Raw genomic sequence first — 21,917 nt, 5'->3', positions numbered from 1 at the left:
GCCGGATCCGCTCAGGCGGACTTGCGCCGGCGGTTGATCTCGTAGGCGAGCGCCAGAGCCGCCGCGACGGCGGCGAGCGTCAGCAGGCCGGTCGATGCGTCGATTTCCGGCACGGCGTTGGCTTCGCGCCCGGAGGTACGACCACCGACGGCACCATCGACCCAGCTGCGGAACCACGAATACCAGCCGCCCGCGGACTGCGCATGGGCCGGTGCGGTGAACATCGCGTAAACGGCGACGGCGCTAAGCGCTTTGTAAAATGTGTTGAGCATCTGTCACGTCCCTAATCCAACCATGGGGACACTAGCGATTTCAGGCGGCTGCGCCAAGGTTTAGTCGCATTTGATGAGAAACGACGGACAATCTCCGCGGCATGCAGGCATTGTCGCCGACAGCCCGCCCGGACGGCCCGCGGCCGGGCTCACTCGGCGGCGCGCAGCGGCGGAATTGTGTCCGTCGATTCGAGGCGCGGACCGGCATCCTCGTCGTCCCAGATGATCGTCGGGGCCGGAAGGTCGCGGGCGCGGGCGGTCACCGCCCAATCCTGCGCGGCGCGGCTGGCCCGGCCGAGCGACAGTGCCGACAGCGCGCGGCCGATCCACGTTGCGTAGGTCGCGACCCACACGCGCGCGGCCAGCATGGCCGGCGTGAAGACAAGCGTCAGGACCGTCGCGATGCCGAGGCCGAACACCACGGCAGTCGCCAGCTGTTTCCACCAGAGCGCGGTCGGGCTGTCGATCGTATAGCCGCCGCCGAAGAAATCGAGGCTGAGCCCGAACATCATCGGCGCGAGGCCCGCCATCGTCGTGATCGTGGTCAGAAGGACAGGGCGGATCCGGTCCTCGGCCGTGCGCACCACCGCCTCGTCGCGCGGCATGTAGCGTTCGTATTCCTGGTAGGTGTCGATCAGCACGATGTTGTTGTTCACCACGATCCCGGCCAGCGCGACGATGCCGGTGCCTGTCATGATGATCGAAAAGGTCTGCCCCATGACGAGCATGCCGATCAGCACGCCGGCGGTCGACAGGACGACGGCAAGCAGCACGAGACCGGCGTTGTAGATCGAATTGAACTGCGCGAGCAGAATGATGAACATCAGGCCGAGCGCGGCACCGAAAGCCTGACCGAGGAACGCCGTGCTCTCGGCCTGATCCTCCTGATCGCCCGTCCATTCCCAGCCGATGCCGGCCGGCAGGTCCTGCGCCTCGAGCCATTCGGTCAGGACGGCGATCCGCTCGTTCGCGTTCACAGGCTCGACCGAGAGCGCGCCGGCGCGGAGGTCCGCGCCGAGCGAGCCAGGCGTTACCCCCTCGGCGGCCGAGACGATCGTGTAGCTGCCGTCCGGGCCCTCGATGCGCGGCCCGCCGCCTCCGTCGCCCCCGGACGCAAGGCGCAGGGTCGCGGCGATCGCGCCGTCCGCGTCCACCGCCTTGGCGAGACCGGGGGCCACGTCCGCCTTCACGTCGAAATGCCGTTTCTGGTCGACACGATTGATCTCCGCCAGCGTATCGACCGGCCGGCGGGTCACGAAGTTCGACAGTGGCACCAGACCGTCCGACGTGCGCACCCGAAGTGTGTCGAGCGTCGAGAGAAGCCGATCCTCTTCGGGCAGCCTCACCCGGATGTCGATCTCCTCGTCCGAGGTGTCGACCCGCATGGTGTCGAGGAGAATGCCGCGCGTCACCAACTGCACCATCGCGCCCACGGTTGCGACGTCGGCGCCGTAGCGTCCGGCCTTTTCCACGTCCACGTCGATCTGCCAGTCGATGCCGGGCAGGGGCCGCGTGTCCTCCACCAGCCGCAGGCCCGGAATGTCGTCGAAGCGCGCGCGTGCCGCGGTCGTTACGGCAAGCAGATCATCCCAGTTCTGGCCGGTGATCCGCAGGTGCAGCGGCTTCGCGGCGGCCGGGCCCTGCGCGAGGTTCAGGATTTCGGTCTCGATCCCAGGGATCGTATCGAGCTGGTCGGTCAGCTCGGCGATCACCACGTCGCCGTCGAGCGCCGGATCGCCGATCCGGTCCTCCCACGGGATCGTCTCGAACTGGACCTGCCCGATCGTGTCCTTCGGCGCTTCCGCGCCGCCGGTGTTGTTGTCGAGCCCGCTTTCGCCGGCAAAGGCGAACGCCGACAGCACGCCCGGATGGGCCAACACGATGTCCTCGGCCCGCCGGACCAGTGCGTCCTTCTCCTCGAGGCTCAGATTGCCGCGGGCGCGGACGTAGACGAGGGCGAATTCCGGCTCGCTCTCGACGAAGAACTCCACTCCGTTCTGATTCTCGCCGTAGTAGATGAACGTCGTCCCGACGAAGACGAAGATCGCGCCGGCGGCCACGATGGGCCCGAGCGGATTCTTTGCGATCAGCGCGATGAACCGGCCGAATGGCGAACGACGGTAGCCCGACTTGATCCGGTCCTCGCCGGCGCCGCCGGTCAGCCGACGCCGCAGCGCGGACGCACCGCGCCCGATCCGGCCGAAGAACGCAGCGAGCGCCAGGACGAGGAACATCCCGCCCACAAGCGCGAAGGCCAAGAGGATCAGCCCGCCCAGCAGCAGAATGAATATCCCGGCGAAGGTGGGCACGACGGATCCCCAGATGTCACCCGAGTCGATGCCCGCGTAGGTGCCGGAGGCGAGCTGCAACAGCAGCGGGATGCCCGCCGCGCCGGCCCCGATCGCGATGATGCAGACCGGCAAGAGCGCGAGGTTCAGAAGGAACGGAAGCCGCGAGATCGCACCGGTCATTCCGGAGAGCCACCGCTCCAGCCGGCCGACGACACCGCCCATCACCGGCAGGTAGACAAGCGCGACAATCAACGACGCCGACAGCACGAAAATCAGCGTCACCGGCAGCATGCCCATGAACTCGCCCGGAACGCCGGGCCAGAACAGCATCGGCAGAAAGGCGCACAGCGTCGTCGCGGTCGAGGACACGACCGGCCAGAACATGCGCTTGGCCGCGTCGGTATAGGCGTGCATGGGTCCGACGCCCTCGGCGATGCGCTTGTCGGCGTACTCGACGACCACGATCGCGCCGTCGACCAGCATGCCGACAGCGAGGATCAGTCCGAACATCACGATGTTCGAGATCGACACACCCATCAGCGCGAGGAACGCGAAGCACAGCAGGAACGAGGTCGGGATCGCGAACCCGACAAGCAGCGCCGGCCGGAGGCCGAGCGCGGCCAGCACCACGATCATCACCAGCGCCACGGCCGTCAGAACAGAGCCCTGCAACTGGCTGATCATGGAGGCGACTTGCCGCGACTGGTCGTTCGACGTGCCGATGGTCACCGCCGCCTGCAGCTCTTCCGGCCAGTCGGCCTCGGCCTCCGCGACCAGCCGCTCGACCTCGTCGACGGTGTCGATCAGGTTGTAACCCTTGCGCTTCACCACCTGCAGGGCGAGCGAGCGTTCGCCGTTGAAGCGCGACGTTCCGGTACGGTCCTCGAAGGTCAGGTTAATCGTGGCGAGATCGCCGAGCGTGACGACGCGGTCCCCGTTCACCTTGACCGGCAGGTCGTAGACATCGCGCGCCTCGTCGAACGAGGACGGGATCTTGACCGCAAAGGCGCCCTGCGCGGTCTCGACCTCGCCGGCCGCGATCAACTGGTTGTTGTTCTGGACGACGTTGATCAGCTCGGCCGCTGTGACGTTGTAGCTCTCGAGCCGGAGCGGGTCGATCAGCACCTCGAGCATCTCGTCGCGATTGCCGGCGATACCGGCCTGCAGCACCGCGTCGAGCCCCTCGATCCTGTCCTGCAGATCCTTGGCGACACGCGCCATCGTGCGCTCCGGCACGGGGCCGGTCAGGTTGACCACGACAATCGGAAACTCCGAGAAATTGATCTCGTTGATCGAGTATTGTTCGGCGCCCTCGGGAAACTGGGCCTCGGCGCGCGTCATGGCGTCGCGCACGTCGGCCATGACCTTGGTCTTGTCCCAGCCGAACTCGAATTCGAGCGCGAGGCCGGCATAGTTCTCGGCCGCGGTGCCCGACATCTCCTTCAGCCCGTCGAGATCCTGCATCTCGGTTTCCATCGGACGCACGAGAAGCTGCTCGGAATCCTCGGCGCTGATGCCGGGGAACGGAACGGACACGAACAACGCCGGGATCTCGATGTCCGGCTCGCCTTCCTTCGGCAGCGCGATATAGGCCGTTGTGCCGACGACAAGCGACAGCACGATGAAGGCCAGAACCATCCGCGCCCGGCTGGCCGCCCAGTCGACGATCCCGGTCACTGGATGATGTCCTCGAACGAGGGCGCCACCGCGACGCCGTCGGTGACGTATTCCTGTCCCAGCGTGATGATGTCTGCGGTCTCGGGCAGGCCCAGCACCCAGAGCCCCTCGGGCGTGTCGCGCACGATCTCGACCGGCGCGAAGCGGGCCGTCGAGCCGTCGCCGACCAGCCGCACGCCGAGCGCGCCGTCGTCGTCGAGCGTGAGCGCCGATTGCGGCACCAGATGCGCCGCGACGCCGTCGCTCGCGATGCGGATCTCGGCCGTCTGGCCCGCCGACAGCGCGAGGTCGTCATTCTCCACGAGGATCTCGACACGGAACGTCCGCGTCGTTTCGTCGGCACGGCGCGACACGAAAGTGACCTCGCCCTGCACCTCGCCGCCTTCGGTCAGGCGCGCCGCGGCCGGCGCGCCGACGGCGACGCGGGCGACGGCGGTTTCGGGAACGAAGCCCACGAGCTTGATCGGGTCGAGTTGCAGAACCGTCGCGCAGGGATCGCCGCCCATGCCGCCGGCCTGCATCAGCGCGCCGAGTTCCGCCGTGTCGGTTTCGAGCAGGCCGTCGAACGGTGCGCGCACGGTCAGCTTCTCGATCTCGTCCTCCGCGCGTGCGACCGCCGCCTCTGCCGAGCGGATGCGCGCGGCAGAGCTTTCGAGCCCGGATCGCGCGGCCTCGAGCCCGGCCTTCGCGCTGGACACTGCGGCCTCGGCGGCGCGCACGGCGGCCCGCGTCTGCGCCACACGCGTCTCCGACGCGTAGCCCGAGCCAGACAGCGCGTTTGCGGCGGTCGCATTGATCTCCGCCTCCTCCAGCGCAGCTTCGGCCTCGGCCACGCGGGCCTCGGCCTCGGGCACACGCGCCTCGGCTTCGGGCACGCTCGCCTGCGCCTCGGCAAGCGCCGCGCGCGCCTCCTCGAGCGTGATGCGCCGGGTTCCGGGGTCGAGCTCGCAAAGGACATCGCCCTCGGACACGAAGGTGCCGCGCCGCAGCGGGTCCGACACGATCTTGCCCGTCGTCTCGACCATCACGTCGACTTCGCGCAGCGCCTCGGTCTTGCCGCGGACGAGGACGGCGCTGTCGATATCCTGCGCGACGCTGCGCATGGCCATGACACGCACGGCGTCGGTGCCATCGGCAGCGGGTTCATCGGGCGTGGGGTCGGTGGTTTCGGCGGTGTCGGTCTCCGGTGACGCCGCCGTGTCGGCAGGCGCGTTCTCGGTCGGCGCAGGATCGGCCGTCACCGGGGCGAGCGTCGCGACCACCCGGTCGCGCTCGATCACGAGAAGATAGAGTAAGCCGGCGACGAGCGCGGCGAGGAGAAGCGGAAATACGCGCATCGAATTCTTCCTGTCCGCCTCCGCACTTGCCGCGAACCCGTCGCGGAACGCAAGAACATTCCCGGTGCTGGAACCATATGGCACGAAAAAACTGAACTCGGTAGTTCAGATTGGGGCCTGTTGCGCAGACTTCAAGGCGGGATTGCGAAAATCGCACGCTTGCGGCGGAAACCGGCGCGCGCGGCGCCTGCTTGGCAGGCAAGTCCCGGTCCGATAAGGGAGCGGCAACGGCAGCGTCCGGCAGGACAGGAAAGGGGGCGCGGGTGAGCAATCCCGACAGTTTCATCGACGAGGTGAGCGAGGAGGTCCGGCGCGACCGCCTCTATGGCTATCTGCGCCGCTACGGCTGGATCGCCGTCCTGATCGTCATCGGCATCGTCGGCGGTGCGGCGTGGCGCGAATGGAGCGCCGCGCAGGAAACGGAGCGCGCCCGCGCGTTCGGCACTGCGGTGCTGGAAGCCCTGGAGGCCGAGACACCGGCGGCGCGCGCGGCCGATCTCGCCGCGATCGAGGCGCCGGAGGGATCCGCCGCGGCGATCCTCGCCATGCTGCGCGCGGCGGAGCAGGCCGCGGCCGAGGACGCCGATCCCGCGGTGGTCGCCGAGACGCTGAACGCCGTCGGCGACATGCAGGCCGAGGCGGTCTACCGCCAGATCGCGAGCTACAAGGCGCTGACCCGCGAAGGCGTCTCGGCCGAGGAGCGGCGCATCGGCTTCGAGGCGATGGCGCAGGGCGGGCCGCTGCAACTGATGGCCGAGGAGCAGCTGGCGCTACTCGACATCGAGGCAGGTGACACCGAGGCCGCGATCGAGCGGCTGCAGACGATCCGTCAGGATTCCGCGGCCAGCCAAGGCTTGCGCCTGCGCGCATCGCAGTTGATTGTGGCGCTCGGCGGCTCGATCGAGGACGGCGCCTGAACGCCGGATCCGGGCAATCCGCCGGCCGGGCCGAACGCCGGTCGACGCGACGGGCAGGAACAGGGACGCGGAAGGTGAACGTGGACGGGTCGAAGGTTCTGAGGCTGGCGGCGCTGGCGGGTATCGCGGCGCTCGCCGCCTGCGGCGAGCGCGAAGTCATCCTGCCGGGCGAACGGCTGGGCATCCGCGAGGTGCTCGACACCCGCGACGGCGACCCCGGGGCGCCGGTCAACCGTGCTGCGCCCGCGGCCCTGCCGGCGCCCGTTCAGAACGGCGCTTGGACGCAGAGCCCGGTCAGCCCGCACATCCGGACCGATCACGCGGCCCTGTCGTCGGCGCCGCAGCGGATCTGGAGCGTCGACATCGGGCAAGGCGATGTGAAGCGCCAGCGCCTGAACGCCGATCCGGTGACTGACGGCGCGCGCGTCTATACGCTGTCCTCGGATTTCGTCGTCTCGGCCGTGTCGACGAACGGCGCGGTGCTGTGGCAACGGCAGATCGTCCCGGCGCGCGACGCCGCGTTCCAGGCACAGGGCGGCGGCCTCGCGCTCGGCGGCGGACTTCTGTTCGTGGCTTCCGGCTTCGGCGAGCTCGTGGCGCTCGATCCGGCGCAGGGCGGCGAGGTGTGGCGGCAGGACCTGCAGGACACCGCGACCGGCGCGCCGAGCTTCCGCGACGGGCTCGTCTACATCACGTCGGGTGATTCCGTCGGCTGGGCGATCGAGGCGCGCGACGGCCGCGTGCGCTGGCGCGTCGACGGCGTGCCGGATGTCGGCAACGTGGCCGGAGCGCCGGCGCCGGCCATCGGCCCCGAGCGCGTGGTGTTCGCCTTCGGCGACGGCACCGTCCAGTCTCGCTTCCGCCAGGGCGGCGACACGGTCTGGAGCGAGATCATCGCCGGGTCGCGCCGCGGGCGCGTGCTGGCGCGCATCGACGACGTCACCGGCGATCCGACCCTGGCCGGCGACACGGTCTATATCGGCACGCACTCGGGCCGCTTCACCGCGCGCGACCAGGCCACCGGCGAGGCGCGCTGGACCGTCGAGAAGGGCGCGCTGGACCGGCCGGCCGTGGTCGGCAATTCCGTCTACTTCGTCAGCGATCTAAATGAGCTCGTGCGGCTTGATCGGGCCACCGGCGCGCAGATCTGGGCCGTGGACCTGCCCGGCTGGCGGCCTGTCGCCCGGCCGGCGCGCCGGCGCGACCAGTCGGTCGCGAACCACGGGCCCGTCCTCGCCGGCGGTCTGTTGTGGGTGGCCTCTACGGACGGGGCGCTGCGCGGCTTCGCCCCGACGGACGGGCGTCTCGCGGCGCAGGTACCGGTCGACGGCGGCGCCACGACCGAACCGATCGTTGCGGGCGGCACGCTGTATGTCGTGACGGGTGACGGCGCGCTGGCGGCCTATCGCTAGCGCGGTCGGGCAGGGCTTCTTTCCATCGGCGGCACGATAGGGTAACGGGGCGCTTCGCAGCGACCCGGAGCCTTCATCCATGTCCTTCACCCTCGCCATCGTCGGCCGACCCAACGTGGGCAAGTCGACGCTGTTCAACCGGCTCGTCGGAAAGCGGCTCGCGCTCGTCGACGACCAGCCGGGCGTGACGCGCGACCTGCGCGAGGGCGAGGGGCGCCTGGGCGACCTGAACTTCACCGTGATCGACACCGCGGGGCTCGAGGATGCGACCGACGACAGCCTGCCCGGCCGTATGCGGCGACTGACCGAGCGGGCGGTCGACATGGCCGACGTGTGCCTGTTTCTCGTCGACGCGCGCACCGGGATCACGCCGACCGACGAGATTTTCGCCGAGATCCTTCGCAAGCGCGCCGATCACGTGCTTCTGGCCGCGAACAAGGCCGAGGGACGGACCGGCGAGGCCGGCGCGCTCGAGGCGTGGGGTCTGGGCCTCGGCGAGCCGATCGCGCTTTCGGCCGAGCACGGCGAGGGGCTCTCGGATCTCTACGCGGCGCTGCTGCCGCTGTCGGAGGGCTTTGCCGCCGCCGCCGAGCGCGCGCCCGAGGAACCCGAGCTGTCCCTGCCGGTGTCCGAAGAGGCCGACGAGGCCGCGCCGGCGCCCACGCTCGACAAGCCGCTCCAGATCGCGGTCGTGGGCCGGCCGAACGCGGGCAAGTCCACACTCATCAACGCGCTGCTGGGCGAAGATCGGCTTCTGACCGGGCCCGAAGCGGGGATCACGCGCGACGCGATTTCGGTGACGATGGACTGGGACGGGGTGCCGACGCGGATCTTCGACACCGCGGGGATGCGCAAGAAGGCCAAGGTCCAGGAAAAGCTCGAGAAGATGTCGGTCGCCGACGGGCTGCGGGCGGTCAAGTTCGCCGAGGTCGTGGTCGTCCTGCTGGACGCGGCGATTCCGTTCGAAAGCCAGGACCTGCGCATCGCCGACCTTGCCGAGCGTGAGGGCCGCGCGGTGGTCGTTGCGGTCAACAAGTGGGATCTCGAGGAGGACAAGGGCGCCAAGCTCGCGCAGCTGCGCGAGGCCTTCGACCGGCTGCTGCCGCAGCTTCGGGGCGCGCCGCTGGTGACGGTGTCGGCCCGGACCGGGCGCGGGCTCGACCGGCTGCGCGGCGCGGTGATGCGCGCCCACGACGTCTGGAACCGCCGGGTGCCGACGGCGCAGCTCAACCGCTGGCTGGGCGACATGGTCGAGGCGCATCCGCCGCCGGCGCCGGGCGGGCGCCGGATCAAGCTGCGCTACATGACCCAGGCGAAGACGCGTCCGCCGCATTTCGTGGTGATGTGCTCGCATCCCGACAAGATGCAGGACGCTTACACGCGGTATCTCGTCAACGGTCTGCGATCGGATTTCGACATGCCGGGCACGCCGATCCGGCTGGTGATGCGCGGGCAGGGCGCGCGCAACCCGTATCGCGGGCGACGCGAGAAGAACGCCGGCGCGCTGAAGAAACACCTCGACAAGCGCCGGGACTGACCCGGCCCGCCGGCGGCGCGCGCCGGGGGCTCTGCCCCCGGACCCCCGGGGTATCCGGCAAGATGAAGGATCGCGCGGCGCGCCGTCAGTCGAAGGCGAGCTCGTTGTAGCCGGTCGCGGGATCGTGCGGGCGGTGGAACCGCTGCCCCGCGGCCAGGGCGAGCACGAGCTCGGCGGTGGTGCGGATGCGCGCGCCGGTCAGCAGGTGGCCTCCGGTCATCGTGCCGGCGGAATCCGAAACCGCGAGGTGGAGATGCGGGCCGTCGGCCGAGACCGTGCCCGAGAGCGCGACGATCTCGAGCGGGCCCGCGACCTCGATGGCGTCGTCGCGGCCGGCGGGACGAAGGCGCGCGAGCTCGAGCGAGCCGACGGCGGCGGCGAGAAAGCCCGCGGCCTCGGGTTCGGCGGCGAAGGCCGACTCGATCGCGCCGCGGAGATCCGCGCCGGGCGGCAGACGCAGCGCGAGAAAGCGCGTCGCTGTGGCGGGCCAGTCGGTCGCGATCATGCCGCCGCCGCTCCGCCGGCGCGGGCCAGCATGCCGTAGAGGTCGCGCGGATCGTCGGGATCGGCGAGAAGATCGAGCGGCTCGAAAAAGGGCGTGCCGCGGATCGCCTGCTGAACGAAACGCAGCGCCGAGAAATCCTCGATCGCGAAGCCGACGCTGTCGAAGAGGGTGATCTCTGAGGCGGACCGGCGGCCGGGCGCGGCGCCGGCGAAGACCTGCCAGAGCTCGGTGACCGGGTGGTCGGGATCGAGCTGCTGGATCTCGCCCTCGATGCGGGTCTGTTCGGGATATTCCACGAAGATCGAGGCGCGCCCGAGAATGGCGGGCGCGAGTTCGGTCTTGCCGGGGCAGTCGCCGCCGATCGCGTTGATGTGCACTCCGGCGCCGACCATGTTGTCCGACAGGATCGTGGCGTACTGCTTGTCGGCGGTGCAGGTGGTGATGATGTCCGCGCCCTCGACCGCGTCCTGCGCGCTGGTGCAGCGCACGATCGCGAGTCCGCTGCCGGCGAGGTTGCGCGCGCATTTCTCTGTCGCGGCGCCGTCGATGTCCCACAGCCGCACCGTGTCGATGCCGACGAGCGCCTGCATCGCGCGGCTCTGGAATTCGGCCTGTGCGCCGTTGCCGATCATCGCCATGGTGCGTGCGCCTTCCGGCGCCAGGTGGCGCGCGGCGAGGGCGGACATCGCCGCCGTGCGCAGCGCGGTGAGGAGCGTCATCTCGGTCAGGAGAACGGGGTATCCCGTCGCCACGTCGGCCAGGAGCCCGAAGGCCGTGACTGTCTGCAGGCCCGCGCGCGTGTTGCGGGGGTGGCCGTTGACGTACTTGAAGCCGTAGGCCTCGCCATCCGAAGTCGGCATCAGCTCGATCACCCCGACGGGCGAGTGCGAGGCCACGCGCGGCGTCTTGTCGAAGCGCTCCCAGCGGCGGAAATCCTCCTCGATGTGCCCGGTCAGGCTGCGGATCACCGCGTCGAGCCCGAGGTGATGCACGAGCCGCATCATGTTGGCGACCGAAACGAAGGGCACCAGCGCCTTGTCGGAGGGATCGGGAGCGGAGGAGAGCATGGCGGGCCTCAGAGGATGCGGGGGGTCGGGCGGTCGAAGACGCGGCGACCGAAGGCCGAGGCGGCGAGATCGACCATCAGCTGCGCGGTGCGGCCGCGTTCGTCGAGCATGGGATTGAGTTCCACGAGGTCGAGCGAGGTCAGTAGTCCAGAATCGTGCAGGATCTCCATCGCGAGATGCGCCTCACGCACCGTGGCGCCGCCCGGTACCGTCGTGCCGACCGCGGGCGCGACCGCCGGGTCGAGGAAATCGACGTCGAGCGACACGTGAAGATCGCCGCCGGCGGCCTCGACCGCGGCGAGAAAGGCGCGCAGGGGCGCCACGATGCCGTTTTCGTCGATGTCGCGCATGTCGTGGCGGCGGATGCCCGTCGCCTCGAGCGCGGCGCGCTCGGGGCCGTCGACCGAGCGCAGCCCGATGATGCAGACCTGCGCCTCGGGGATCGGGTGCGGCACGTCGGGAAAGCCCGGGAACCCGCCGCGCCCGGTCAGGTAGGCCAGAGGCGTGCCGTGGAGATTGCCGCTGTCGGTCGTGTCGCAGGTGTGGAAGTCGGAATGGGCGTCGAGCCACAGCACGAAGAGCGGGCGACCGCGCCGCGCCGCGTGGGCCGCGGCGCCGTGCACCGTCCCGAGCGACAGCGCATGGTCGCCGCCGAGGAAGATCGCCGCGCCCTCGGCCAGCGCCTCCTGCGCGGCCCGGGACAGGGCCTGCGTCCACCCGATCGTTTCCGGCAGGGCGAAGAGACGTTCGGTGTCGGGCGCCTCGACCGGGTCGGGGGTGACGTTGCCGAGGTCGTGCACGTCGTGGCCGAGATCGGCCAGCGCGCCCGGCAGGCGGGCCGTGCGATAGGCGTCGGGGCCCATCAGGCAGCCGGCGCGGCGCTTGCCCGAATCGACCGGTGCGCCGACGAGAAGGATCCTGCGGTGGCTCATCGAGACCTCGCTGACTGCGACTTGTTTGCCCGGAGTATGCGGCGCTTCGGCTCATGGTCCAGTGGACATTGCGGCCGAAACGGGTGAGCCTTCGTCGAAACGCAGGCGCGAGGTTCCGAAATGGACGACACCGATCACCGGCTGATCGCCGCGCTGAGGCGCGACGCGCGGGCCTCCCTGTCGGAGCTTGGCGCGGCGCTCGGGCTGTCGCGCACGACGGTGCGGGCGCGGATCGACAAGCTGCGCGCCTCGGGCGACATCCTGGGCTTCACGGTTGTTCTGAAGGAGGACGCCGGTCGCGATGCCGTTCGCGCGCTCATGATGCTGGGGATCGAGGGGCGTGGCACGGACCGGATCCTGCGCCAGCTGGGCGGGTTTCCCGAGGTGCGAGCACTGCACGCCACGAACGGACGCTGGGACGTGATCGCCGAGCTCGGCACCGACAGCCTCGAGGCGCTCGATGGCGTACTGTCGCGGATCCGCCGGCTCGACGGTGTGGCGACGTCGGAGACGTCACTGCTGCTGTCGACGAAGAAGAGCGCGCAGGGCCGCCTCGGCGGGTGAGGCGGGCCGACTCAGTCCCGGCGTGCTGCGCGCCAGGCCGCGAGCCAGAGCACGACGAGGCCTAGCGACAGGATGGCGTTCCAGCCGGCCATCGATACGCCGGCCAGTTGCCAGGCGATCTCGTCGCAGCGCACGAGTGGGGCGGTCATGATCTGGTCCATCAGCTGATCTGTGGACAGCCCGTCGATCCCGGTCGACGAGCAGGAGGCCGGTCCCTCCCACCAGCCGCGTTCGACCCCGGTGTGAAAGATCCCGATGCCGGCGGTCGTCAGCGCCGCGAGGGCACCGAACGCGATGATCAGCGGTGTCGCCACCACCAGTGCAACCGGCCCGGCCAGCGCGGCAGCAACGTGCGGGTAGCGCTGCCAGTAACACAGTTTGCAGGGCGGCATGTCGCCAATGTACTGAAACGCCAACGCACCGAGGAGGAGCGCCGCGGAGCCGGCGGAGGCGAGCAGGATCAGGGGCTTGGGGCGCATGGTGAAAGCTCCGGTCGCGGCGGTCACAGGTAGCGGACCAACAGGAAGCCGCCGACGAGGACCACGCAAAAGATCGTGAAGACGAGGCCGAGACGACGCTCGATGAAGTCGCGGATCGGCGCGCCGAAGATGCGCAGGAGCGCGGCGACCACGAAAAAGCGCAGCGCCCGCGCGACGAGTGCGCTTGCGACGAAGGGCAGGAGCGGCATCGCCGCCCAGCCCGACATGATTGTGATGACCTTGAACGGGAACGGCGTGACCCCGGCGACCAGCACCGCCCAGATCCCGAGCTCCTGGAACCGTGCGTTGAAGGCCACCATCTTGTCGCCCTTGCCGAGCGCCTCGAGCACCGGCGCGCCGATCTGGTCGTAGAAATGGAAGCCGATGGCGTATCCCGCGACACCGCCGGCCACCGACGCGGCGGTCGCCACGAGCGCGATGCGCCACGCCGCGTGTGGCCGCGCCAGGATCATAGGGATCATCAGCACGTCCGGCGGAATCGGGAAGACCGAGCTTTCGATGAAGGCGACGAAGGCGAGGACCCACATCGCGTGGCGATGCTCCGCGTAGGAGATCGTGCGGTCGTACAGCGTCTGGAGCATCCGGGTCTCGTCGGGAAGTGGCAGGCCGGGCCGGGCCGAACCGTGGTCGGATCCGTTGACCACGCCGTGCGGTGCCGGTCAACATACCGCGTGCCGCTCGCGCATGGACACTGGACGCGCCCCGGTTGAAAGGCTAGGACCGAAAACCGGGCCCAAGTGGCGGAACGGTAGACGCAGGGGATTCAAAATCCCCCGCCGCAAGGCGTGTGGGTTCGATTCCCACCTTGGGCACCACCGGCCTCATGCGATCCGAAGGCGCGCGGCGGCGTGGCTGTGCGACCTGAGCCGGGTCGGGCATGTCGCCGCACCGCGTCCGCGTCCGCCCCCCGGGCGGGTGCAGACGGCGGCAACGCACCGACGCGCGCGGGCCGCACCGGGCGCGGCGACAGACCGGTCGGCATGTCGTTGACATTCCTGCCATCCGGGGACACGGACGCCGGACCTTTCGGAAAGACGACTTCTCTTGGCGCGTATCATCCACCTTCACGTCGGCATGCCCAAATGCGCGACAACGACAGTACAGGACGTTCTCGCGGAGAACGCGGACTGGCTGGCCGAGCACGGGGTCGCCTACGAGCGGCACGCCGATGACTGGACCGAGGGCGAGGGCAACGCCGCGGTGCTCGGCTCTCACCTCCTGCACAACCAGCAGGCGAAGGCCCGCCGGCTCCTGAACTTTTTCCTGCGCGGCGACGGCGACGTGATCCTCAGCAGCGAGGTGTTGATCGCGTGTGCCCGTGCGCGTCACTTCCAGTGGTTCGTTGACGAGGTGGCGAAGCGTGGGTTCCGGCTGCACGTGATCGTCTACCTGCGGCGGCAGGACATCTGGATCGAATCGGACTTCAAGCAGCACGTGAAGAGCCAGAATCTCTGGACCGGCACGCTGGACGACCTGATCGAGAGCCGGATCGAGCGGCGCACGCTCGACTATCACTGGGTCATGCGCAACTGGGCGCGGTTCGTTGGACGCGAGAACGTGTCGGTGGTTCCGCTGAACCGCGGCCAGGATCCGCTCTATCCGGCGCGCCGGTTCTTCGAACTGCTCGAGGTGCCGCCGCCGCCGGACGAGCGGGTGAGCACAGAGCCGCGCAACGTCAGCCCGCCGGCCGGGCTGATCGAGGCGGCGCGCTTCGTCAAGCGCGCGGCGCTGCGCGAGGGGCTGGACGCGGAAGCGGCGACGTTCCGCGTCACGCAATTCATCGAGGACGCGCTTCGCAAGGGTGTTGTGCCGACCCGGCGTTACCTACTCGACGCCGACACGCGGCGCGAACTGCTGTCGCGGTACGAGCGCTCGAACGCGCGGCTCGCGCGCGAATTCCTCGATGGCACGCCGCCCTTCGATCCCTTCGAGGAGGAGGCGGAGGCCGAGCCCGGGATGTCCCTGACCGAGGAGGCCGCAGACCTCCTGGCGACCTTGGCAAACGGGGCGCTGCGCGATCCGGATGCCGCGGACGCGCCGCAGCAGGTGCGCCGGCCGCTGTGGCACCGCATGACCGGCTCGATGATCCGCCGCAAGTAGCGTCCGATGCCTAGTCGGCGACGAGGCGCGTAATTCCCACCGAGGCGGCGCGCGCCAGCTCGGGATCGAGCGACATCGGGATGTATTCGCCGCGCCGCCACAGCTGCCCCAGATCGTCGTAGTGACGCGACAGGAAGTGCCCCGACTGTCCGGTCGAATTGATGAAGACGGACGAGTCCGGGTCGGCGAAATCGTAGACGCCGCGATATCCCGCGCCGTGGACGTTGCGGAACGGGTCGGGATCGCGGCCCGAGGTGCGCCCGCGCAACAGCGTGTGGTCGCCGCCGCTCGTCGATTGCCGGATGTTCACGAAATACCGCAGCACCGGCACCTCGCCGAGCACAGGGTGGTCATGGGTGGCCTGGTGCGCGTCGCCCCAGCGCAGCGACCCGAGTTGGGTGCCGTAGGTCTCATCGATCCACACCAGCGCGTCGTCGAGCGCGAGGCGCGCGATGTCGGTGCAGGTCTCCTCGCGGGCAGACCGCACGACGTCGCACCATACCGCCGCCCCGTCAACGTCGCGGAAGACCCGCTCGATGAAGAGCGGCTCGACGTGGTCGTACTCGTCGGCAAGGGGTCCGAGCTCGTCGCGGATCAGCCGGTCCTGAAGCGCCCGCAGCCAAGCGGCGTAGATAAGCGGTTCCGGCAGGTGCTCGTTCATCTCGCCGTTCCAGTCGGCCAAGAGGTTCAGCGCCTCGGCGCGGCGCCGGTCGGGCGTGCCTTCGGGGGCGGCTTCGCCGGTGAACCACAAGTCGGCCCCGATCAACGGAAGGAGAGTGCGCGCGGCGGGAGAAACCGTGTCGAGCTGCGCCTCGATGAAGCTGTCGCGGGTGTGCACCTCGCGGCCCTGCATCATCGATTGCCAGCGCATCACGCGCTGGCTGTCGCCCCACTCAAAGCTCATGTGGCGCGGAAAATCGCGGTCGATCACCTTGTTGTTCGTGTTGCCGACGATCCCGCCCGCCGGTGCAACGAATTCGGGGTTTTCTGCGAAGGGCAGGCGGCCCTGCCAGCGATTGTTCTCGATCCACCCGGGGCTCGGCAGGCGGCCCTTGCTCTGATGGTTTGCGTTGCGGCGCGGCATGACGCCCACGGTCTTCATCGCGACAGTTTCGTCATCGATCAGCGTGAGGTTCTGGCTCGGCGCGACGAACATGTCGGATAGCTCGATCGCGCTGTCGACGTTTTCGGCGCTCATCAGCCCGACCGCCGCGCTCATCGACGTGTCGCGCCCGGACAGCGCGGTCCAGGCGAGCGACATCACGTGCCCCGGCGGCGTGATCGCGCCCAGGTCGTAGACCGAACCCGGGAGCACCGGACCGTTCTCGGTCCAGCGCAGGGTGACGGTGATCGGCTGGTCGTCCGCGATCTCGATGATCGAGCGCCGGGTCTCGAACTCGGCCCATCCATCGGGCGTGCGGTAGCGTTGCGGATCCTCGGGGTCGAGCTCTTCGAGATGCAGATCCTGATCGTCGAGATAGGACGACGTGATCGCCCAGCCGAGCCGTTCGGACCGGCCGACCATGATCGCGGGAATTCCCGGGATCGTGCCGCCGATCACGCCACCGGAGGACAGTTGCAGCCGGGCGAGGTACCAGATCGACGGCGCGGTCAACTGAAGGTGCGGGTCGCCGGCCAGGAGCGTGCTGCCCGATGCCGAGCGGTCGGGCGCTGCGGCCCACGCGTTCGACGCGCCGGCGAGGCCGCGTTCGGGCAGCGGGCTGAGGAATGCCCTGCGCGCCTCGGAGGGCGCGCGCGCGGCGTGCCGCGACGCGCCGGGGGCCAGGGCCGCGTACTCGGGCAGTGCCGCAACGCCGTCGCCGGGAATGTCGGGCAGGATGTCGGCGAGCCGGTCGGCGTCGTCGAGCGCAAGCGACGTGCGTGCGCGCAGAACTTCTTCGGACAGGTGGCCGGAGAGCTGCAGCGCCATGACCTTGATGACGGCGAGCGAGTCAGCCGGCTGCCAGGGCGGCAGGCGCGCGTCGAACAGGAAGAATTCTGGTGCGCCACGCCCAAGCGAACGGGCGTTGATCTCGTCGATGCGGGCGTTCACCCCCGCGGCGTAGGCATCGAGCGCATCGAGCGTCTCGGGCGTCTGATGCTCCACGCTCGCGCGGGCGAGGTTGTAGAGGTCGAGCCGCCGGATCAGCGTGTCGGTTTCGACCGTGCGACGGCCGAACAGTTCCGACAGGCGGCCCTGCGCGGTGCGGCGCAGAATCATCATCTGCCACAGCCTGTCCTGCGCGTGGGCGTAGCCCAGCCCGAAGAACGCGTCGCGATCGGCGCGGGCAAAGATGTGGGGGACGTTCGAATTGTCCCGGACGATCTCCACGTCGGCGGTGATCTCCGGCACCGTCAGCGTCTTCGCATAGTCCGGCAGCGACCGGCTCGCGAGGTAGTAGACGAGAGCGACGGCGAGAACCGTCAGCAGGATCGCTGCCGAGGCGAGCCTCACCAGCCAGCGAAAGACCAGCCGCATGCCGCGTTCACCTCTCTTGCCGTTCCGTGCCTGTGCTGTCCGTCGGACCTAACCCGGCCGGCGCGCCCTTGCCAAGCCGTTGCGGCCCCTGCCACAACACGATCCGAAGAGATCGCGAGGGAGAGACGGACATGGCGAAAGTGGCGTTCCTGGGGCTGGGGGTGATGGGCTATCCCATGGCCGGGCATCTCGCGAAGGCGGGACACGAGGTGACGGTCTACAACCGCACCGAGGCCAAGGCCAAGGACTGGGTCGCGCAAAACGCCGGAGCGCACGCCGCCACCCCGCGCGAGGCCGCGAGCGGCAGCGCGTTCGTGATGGCCTGCGTGGGCAACGACGACGACCTGCGCGCGGTCTGTCTCGGGGAGGACGGCGCGCTGGCCGGCATGGAGGACGGCGCGATCTTCGTCGATCACACCACCGTATCGGCCGAGGTCACACATGAATTGCACGCGGCCTTTGCCGAAAAGGGCGCCGGCTTCGTCGACGCGCCGATCTCGGGCGGTCAGGCCGGTGCCGAGAACGGGCAATTGTCGATCATGTGCGGCGGCGATGCCGCGCATTACGATGCGGCCGAGCCGATCATGTCCATCTACGCCAAGCTCTGCCGCCGGATCGGCGAAAGCGGCGCCGGCCAGACCACCAAGATGTGCAACCAGATCGCCATTGCCGGACTCGTGCAGGGGTTGTCAGAAGCGCTCCACATGGCCGAGAAGGCCGGCCTCGACGGCCGGGCCGTGGTCGAGGTCATTAGCCAGGGCGCCGCGGGGTCGTGGCAGATGCAGAACCGCTACGAGACGATGCTGGACGACAAGTGGGAGCACGGTTTCGCGGTGGACTGGATGCGCAAGGACCTCGGCATCTGCCTGTCGGCGGCCGATCGCGTCGGCGCGTCGCTGCCGGTGACGGCGCTGGTCGACCAGTTCTACAAGGATGTGCAGAAAATGGGCGGCGGTCGTTGGGACACATCCAGCCTGTTCGCGCGGCTGCGCAAGCTCGGCTGACCGGGATCGACAAACATCAAGCGTGCGGGACAGGTATCGGGATTTCCTGGGAAAACTGTATCGAGCGCCCGGCTTCGACCGGGCGGCGAACGAGGATGCGACGACCCGGACCTGGCGCTCGCCGGACACGCGATTTCCCATTGTGTTTGGCCGCTAACGCGGGCTAAGGTCACCGTCAGGCCGCGCCATCCGTCCGAGTTGCGCATGGCCTCTCGAGTTTCGCTGGCGTTCGGCCCGGAGAAAGCGACCCTTTCCCGCCCCTCGCCAGACCGATCCGGCTCCGCTTTCGGGGCCAGCAGACCCGCCCGGACCGCGCGATCGCGACGGGCATGAAACGGGCGCGAACGCAGGCTCCGGACGGTGCCGCGGCTCGCGTCGGAGAAGAACCGCGATGACGCCCGCGACGACACAGCGACAAAGGACCGACCGGCCCAGAGCCCGGTGCGTTCCTGTCGCCGACAGATTGCCGCGCATCGCCCTGACAAGACATGCAGACCGCGCCATCCACCCGCCAGGGCCGGGGGGCGTCGTCGCGTGCACACGGATTACATGGCAAAGAAGATGCTCATCGACGCCACCCACGCGGAGGAAACCCGCGTCGTGGTGGTGGACGGCAACAAGGTCGAGGAATTCGACTTCGAATCCGAGAACAAGCGGCAACTTGCGGGGAACATCTACCTCGCAAAGGTGACGCGGGTCGAACCGTCGCTTCAGGCGGCGTTCGTCGATTACGGCGGCAACCGGCACGGCTTCCTCGCCTTCTCGGAAATTCATCCGGATTACTACCAGATCCCCGTCGCCGACCGTCAGGCGCTGATGGAGGAAGAGGAGCGGCAGGCCCGCGCCGAGGAAGAGGACGAAAAGCCCAAGCGAACCTCGCGCTCGCGGCGGTCGTCGTCCAAGGCGCAGGCCGCGAAGGCTGACGATCAGGTCGCGTCGAAGGATCCCGACACGATCTCCGGGATGGAAACGATTGATCTCGGCGATGGCGAGGGCGAAGACGACGGCGGTGCCGACACCACCGTGGCCGAAGCCGACGAGACCGGCGAAGGCCTGTCGCCGATGGAGACGGTGCCGGAAACGCCCGTCGAGGAGCCGACCGACGACGCCGCGTCCGGCGATGCCGACGCGTCCGCAGAAACGGAGGACGACGCGCCGTCCGAGCCGACCCGCGCCCAGGACGACAGCATCGAGTCCGTCGCCGACGACGATACCGAGGAGGACATCCGCCCGCCGCGCAAGCCGCGGCCGCGGAAGTACAAGATCCAGGAGGTCATCAAGGTCCGGCAGATCCTGCTGGTGCAGGTCGTCAAGGAAGAGCGCGGCAACAAGGGTGCGGCGCTGACCACCTACCTGTCGCTCGCCGGGCGCTACTGCGTTCTGATGCCGAACACCGCACGAGGCGGCGGCATCTCGCGCAAGATCACCAATGCCGCCGACCGCTCCAAGCTCAAGGAGATCGCGACGTCGATCGACGTGCCGCGCGGTGCGGGGCTCATCATCCGGACGGCCGGCGCAAAGCGGACCAAGACCGAGATCAAGCGCGACTACGAGTATCTGCAGCGCCTGTGGGAGCAGATCCGCGAACTGACGCTCAAGTCGATCGCGCCCGCCAAGATCTACGAGGAAGGCGACCTGATCAAACGGTCGATCCGCGACCTCTACAATCGCGACATCGACGAGGTCTTCGTGGAGGGCGACCGCGGCTACCGCATCGCCAAGGACTTCATGAAGATGATCATGCCGTCCCACGCGAAGAACGTGAAACACTACGCCGACCCGATGCCGCTCTTCGCGCGCTATCAGGTCGAAAGCTACCTGTCCTCGATGTTCAACCCGACGGTTCAGCTGAAGTCGGGCGGCTACATCGTGATCGGCGTGACAGAGGCGTTGGTGGCGATCGACGTGAACTCCGGCCGCGCCACCAAGGAGGGCTCGATCGAGGAGACGGCGCTCAAGACCAACCTCGAGGCCGCCGAGGAGGTGGCCCGCCAGTTGCGTCTGCGCGACCTTGCCGGCCTGATCGTGATCGACTTCATCGACATGGACGAGCGCAAGAACAACGCGTCGGTCGAGAAGAAGCTGAAGGAAAAGCTGAAGACCGACCGCGCGCGGATCCAGGTGGGCCGCATCTCGGGCTTCGGCCTTCTGGAGATGAGCCGGCAGCGCCTGCGTCCAGGCATGATCGAGGCGACGACGCAGCCGTGCCCGTCCTGCCATGGCACCGGCCTGATCCGTTCGGACGACAACATGGCGCTGCAGGTGCTGCGCCAGATCGAGGAAGAGGGCGTGCGCAACCGCTCTCGCGAGGTGCTGGTCAAGTGCCCTGTGGGCATCGCGAACTTCCTCATCAATCAGAAGCGCGAGCACATTGCTGGTATCGAGCTGCGCTATGGCATGGCCGTTCGGGTCGAGGGCGACACCGCGCTGGTGAGCCCCGACTTCTCGATGGAAAAGTTCAAGACAGCGACCCGCTCTGTGCCCGAAGTGGCGGCACCGGTGGTCGTGGGCGATGCCGCGATCATGGACGCAATCGACTCCGACGTGCCTGACGAGGTCGACGAGGAGGAGGCCCCCGAAGCGCCCGGCGCGGATACCGACTCCGAGGTCTCGGCCGAGGCCGACACCCAGGACGAGGCGCCGAAGCCCAAAAAGCGCCGTCGCCGCCGGCGGCGCAAGTCCAAGTCCGCCAATGGCGAAACTCAATCGGCCGAGTCGCAGGACACCGGAACCTTGGACGCGTCCGACGAGGATGACGACAGCGCACCGGCCAAGCCGAAGGCGAAGCCCGCTGCTGCGAAGAAGGCCGCCGATACGGAGGATGCCGAGGCGGCCGAGCCCGCCGATGCGGCGGCAGCGGAGGACGCGACGGACGTCGAGGCGTCCGAAGACGCGGCGCCGAAGCCGAAGAAGAAGCCCACGCGCAGCCGGTCGCGCAGCCGCTCTTCGGCGTCGAAGAAAGCATCGGAAGACGCTGCGAAGGCCGAAGAATCGGCTGAGACCGATGCCGCGCCGGCAGCGGCGGCCGCCGCGACCGCGGCCGAGGTGGCAACGCCGGAGCCTGACGCCCCGGCCGACGCGCCGGAGCCGACGCCCGCACCGGCCGAAGCCGCGGCGACGCAGGCCGAAGTCGAGACCGATGCTCCTACCGAGCCGGGCGACGCACCGACGACCGAAACCCAGTCCGGCAACGGCGCCGCCGTCGCAACGGAGGAGCGTGCCGGCACGGAGGACGGCTCGTCCGCGGACGACAACTCGGAGGCCGACGAGGCGCGCAAGCCCAAGAAACGTGGCTGGTGGTCGCTCGGTCTCTGAGCGCCCGA

General features: G+C 69.1%; 16 protein-coding genes and 1 tRNA gene. 8 read left to right on the top strand and 9 right to left on the bottom strand.

Annotated elements, in window-relative coordinates:
• Positions 1-11 precede the first annotated feature (11 nt).
• The 3 genes from ROJ8625_RS05940 to ROJ8625_RS05930 form a co-directional block, all read right to left on the bottom strand.
• A complete protein-coding gene (locus ROJ8625_RS05940; RefSeq protein ID WP_085790962.1) occupies positions 12-272 on the bottom strand; it encodes a VPEID-CTERM sorting domain-containing protein in 261 nt (86 codons plus the stop codon).
• Between the two features lie 149 nt (positions 273-421).
• Positions 422-4,240 (bottom strand): efflux RND transporter permease subunit, encoded by a 3,819-nt coding sequence (locus tag ROJ8625_RS05935; protein ID WP_085790961.1) that lies wholly within the window; start codon positions 4,238-4,240, stop codon positions 422-424.
• Positions 4,237-5,577, bottom strand: coding sequence for an efflux RND transporter periplasmic adaptor subunit (locus tag ROJ8625_RS05930; protein WP_085790960.1), 1,341 nt, complete (start codon positions 5,575-5,577; stop codon positions 4,237-4,239). Before ROJ8625_RS05930 ends, ROJ8625_RS05935 begins: the two co-directional genes overlap by 4 nt.
• 263 nt (positions 5,578-5,840) lie before the next feature.
• On the opposite strand from ROJ8625_RS05930, the gene ROJ8625_RS05925 reads away from it, so the two are divergent.
• The 3 genes from ROJ8625_RS05925 to der all read left to right on the top strand — a co-directional run bounded on the left by ROJ8625_RS05925 (position 5,841) and on the right by der (position 9,443).
• A complete protein-coding gene (locus ROJ8625_RS05925) occupies positions 5,841-6,494 on the top strand; it encodes a tetratricopeptide repeat protein (RefSeq protein ID WP_085790959.1) in 654 nt (217 codons plus the stop codon).
• 74 nt (positions 6,495-6,568) lie between these two features.
• Positions 6,569-7,906, top strand: coding sequence for a PQQ-like beta-propeller repeat protein (locus tag ROJ8625_RS05920; RefSeq protein ID WP_234984181.1), 1,338 nt, complete (start codon positions 6,569-6,571; stop codon positions 7,904-7,906).
• 79 nt (positions 7,907-7,985) lie between these two features.
• Entirely contained in the window at positions 7,986-9,443 is a 1,458-nt protein-coding gene (gene der, locus ROJ8625_RS05915; RefSeq protein WP_085790958.1) for a ribosome biogenesis GTPase Der, read from the top strand.
• Positions 9,444-9,528: 85 nt separating this feature from the next.
• Here the strand turns inward: der and ROJ8625_RS05910 are convergent, their stop codons facing one another.
• From ROJ8625_RS05910 to rocF, 3 genes are read right to left on the bottom strand one after another with little or no spacing between them, the layout of a single operon-like run.
• On the bottom strand, positions 9,529-9,948 hold the full coding sequence (locus ROJ8625_RS05910) for a PPC domain-containing DNA-binding protein (protein ID WP_085790957.1): 420 nt from the start codon (positions 9,946-9,948) through the stop codon (positions 9,529-9,531).
• On the bottom strand, positions 9,945-11,015 hold the full coding sequence (ocd, locus tag ROJ8625_RS05905) for an ornithine cyclodeaminase (RefSeq protein ID WP_085790956.1): 1,071 nt from the start codon (positions 11,013-11,015) through the stop codon (positions 9,945-9,947). Before ocd ends, ROJ8625_RS05910 begins: the two co-directional genes overlap by 4 nt.
• An 8-nt stretch (positions 11,016-11,023) precedes the next feature.
• On the bottom strand, positions 11,024-11,947 hold the full coding sequence (gene rocF, locus ROJ8625_RS05900) for an arginase (protein WP_085790955.1): 924 nt from the start codon (positions 11,945-11,947) through the stop codon (positions 11,024-11,026).
• Between the two features lie 120 nt (positions 11,948-12,067).
• Here rocF and ROJ8625_RS05895 point away from each other — a divergent pair, with 120 nt between their 5' ends.
• Complete coding sequence (locus ROJ8625_RS05895) at positions 12,068-12,511, top strand: Lrp/AsnC family transcriptional regulator (protein ID WP_085790954.1); 444 nt, start codon at positions 12,068-12,070, stop codon at positions 12,509-12,511.
• An 11-nt stretch (positions 12,512-12,522) separates the two neighbouring features.
• Here the strand turns inward: ROJ8625_RS05895 and ROJ8625_RS05890 are convergent, their stop codons facing one another.
• Both ROJ8625_RS05890 and ROJ8625_RS05885 read right to left on the bottom strand, forming a co-directional pair.
• Positions 12,523-12,990, bottom strand: coding sequence for a disulfide bond formation protein B (locus ROJ8625_RS05890; protein WP_085790953.1), 468 nt, complete (start codon positions 12,988-12,990; stop codon positions 12,523-12,525).
• Between the two features lie 23 nt (positions 12,991-13,013).
• Positions 13,014-13,592 carry a YqaA family protein gene (locus ROJ8625_RS05885; protein ID WP_085790952.1) on the bottom strand — a complete coding sequence of 193 codons (579 nt, stop codon included), beginning with the start codon at positions 13,590-13,592 and terminating at the stop codon, positions 13,014-13,016.
• A 150-nt stretch (positions 13,593-13,742) separates the two neighbouring features.
• Between ROJ8625_RS05885 and ROJ8625_RS05880 the strand changes: the two genes are divergently transcribed.
• Together ROJ8625_RS05880 and ROJ8625_RS05875 are read left to right on the top strand one after the other, a co-directional pair.
• Positions 13,743-13,826, top strand: a tRNA-Leu gene (locus ROJ8625_RS05880).
• A 229-nt stretch (positions 13,827-14,055) separates the two neighbouring features.
• Positions 14,056-15,111 (top strand): hypothetical protein, encoded by a 1,056-nt coding sequence (locus ROJ8625_RS05875; protein WP_085790951.1) that lies wholly within the window; start codon positions 14,056-14,058, stop codon positions 15,109-15,111.
• Between the two features lie 10 nt (positions 15,112-15,121).
• On the opposite strand, the gene ROJ8625_RS05870 is transcribed toward ROJ8625_RS05875, so the two are convergent.
• Positions 15,122-17,590, bottom strand: a complete 2,469-nt coding sequence (locus ROJ8625_RS05870; protein ID WP_085790950.1) for a penicillin acylase family protein — start codon at positions 17,588-17,590, stop codon at positions 15,122-15,124.
• Between the two features lie 131 nt (positions 17,591-17,721).
• Here ROJ8625_RS05870 and ROJ8625_RS05865 point away from each other — a divergent pair, with 131 nt between their 5' ends.
• Together ROJ8625_RS05865 and ROJ8625_RS05860 are read left to right on the top strand one after the other, a co-directional pair.
• Complete coding sequence (locus ROJ8625_RS05865) at positions 17,722-18,594, top strand: NAD(P)-dependent oxidoreductase (RefSeq protein WP_085790949.1); 873 nt, start codon at positions 17,722-17,724, stop codon at positions 18,592-18,594.
• A 549-nt stretch (positions 18,595-19,143) separates the two neighbouring features.
• Positions 19,144-21,909 carry an Rne/Rng family ribonuclease gene (locus ROJ8625_RS05860; RefSeq protein WP_085790948.1) on the top strand — a complete coding sequence of 922 codons (2,766 nt, stop codon included), beginning with the start codon at positions 19,144-19,146 and terminating at the stop codon, positions 21,907-21,909.
• Positions 21,910-21,917 lie beyond the last annotated feature (8 nt).

The sequence above is a fragment of the Roseivivax jejudonensis genome (assembly GCF_900172265.1).
Classification (GTDB): Bacteria; Pseudomonadota; Alphaproteobacteria; order Rhodobacterales; family Rhodobacteraceae; genus Roseivivax; species Roseivivax jejudonensis.
The sequence above is the reverse complement of the archived record's forward strand: the minus strand, read 5'-3'. Positions and strand labels throughout refer to the sequence as shown.

Bases quoted from the DNA above. Each gene is read 5' to 3' on its own strand.
- ROJ8625_RS05940 (WP_085790962.1), bottom strand. From the start codon at position 272: ATGCTCAACACATTTTACAAAGCGCTTAGCGCCGTCGCCGTTTACGCG.
- ROJ8625_RS05930 (WP_085790960.1), bottom strand. From the start codon at position 5,577: ATGCGCGTATTTCCGCTTCTCCTCGCCGCGCTCGTCGCCGGCTTACTC.
- der (WP_085790958.1), top strand. From the start codon at position 7,986: ATGTCCTTCACCCTCGCCATCGTCGGCCGACCCAACGTGGGCAAGTCG.
- ROJ8625_RS05910 (WP_085790957.1), bottom strand. From the start codon at position 9,948: ATGATCGCGACCGACTGGCCCGCCACAGCGACGCGCTTTCTCGCGCTG.
- ocd (WP_085790956.1), bottom strand. From the start codon at position 11,015: ATGCTCTCCTCCGCTCCCGATCCCTCCGACAAGGCGCTGGTGCCCTTC.
- rocF (WP_085790955.1), bottom strand. From the start codon at position 11,947: ATGAGCCACCGCAGGATCCTTCTCGTCGGCGCACCGGTCGATTCGGGC.
- ROJ8625_RS05895 (WP_085790954.1), top strand. From the start codon at position 12,068: ATGGACGACACCGATCACCGGCTGATCGCCGCGCTGAGGCGCGACGCG.
- ROJ8625_RS05890 (WP_085790953.1), bottom strand. From the start codon at position 12,990: ATGCGCCCCAAGCCCCTGATCCTGCTCGCCTCCGCCGGCTCCGCGGCG.
- ROJ8625_RS05885 (WP_085790952.1), bottom strand. From the start codon at position 13,592: ATGCTCCAGACGCTGTACGACCGCACGATCTCCTACGCGGAGCATCGC.
- ROJ8625_RS05870 (WP_085790950.1), bottom strand. From the start codon at position 17,590: ATGCGGCTGGTCTTTCGCTGGCTGGTGAGGCTCGCCTCGGCAGCGATC.
- ROJ8625_RS05865 (WP_085790949.1), top strand. From the start codon at position 17,722: ATGGCGAAAGTGGCGTTCCTGGGGCTGGGGGTGATGGGCTATCCCATG.
- ROJ8625_RS05860 (WP_085790948.1), top strand. From the start codon at position 19,144: ATGGCAAAGAAGATGCTCATCGACGCCACCCACGCGGAGGAAACCCGC.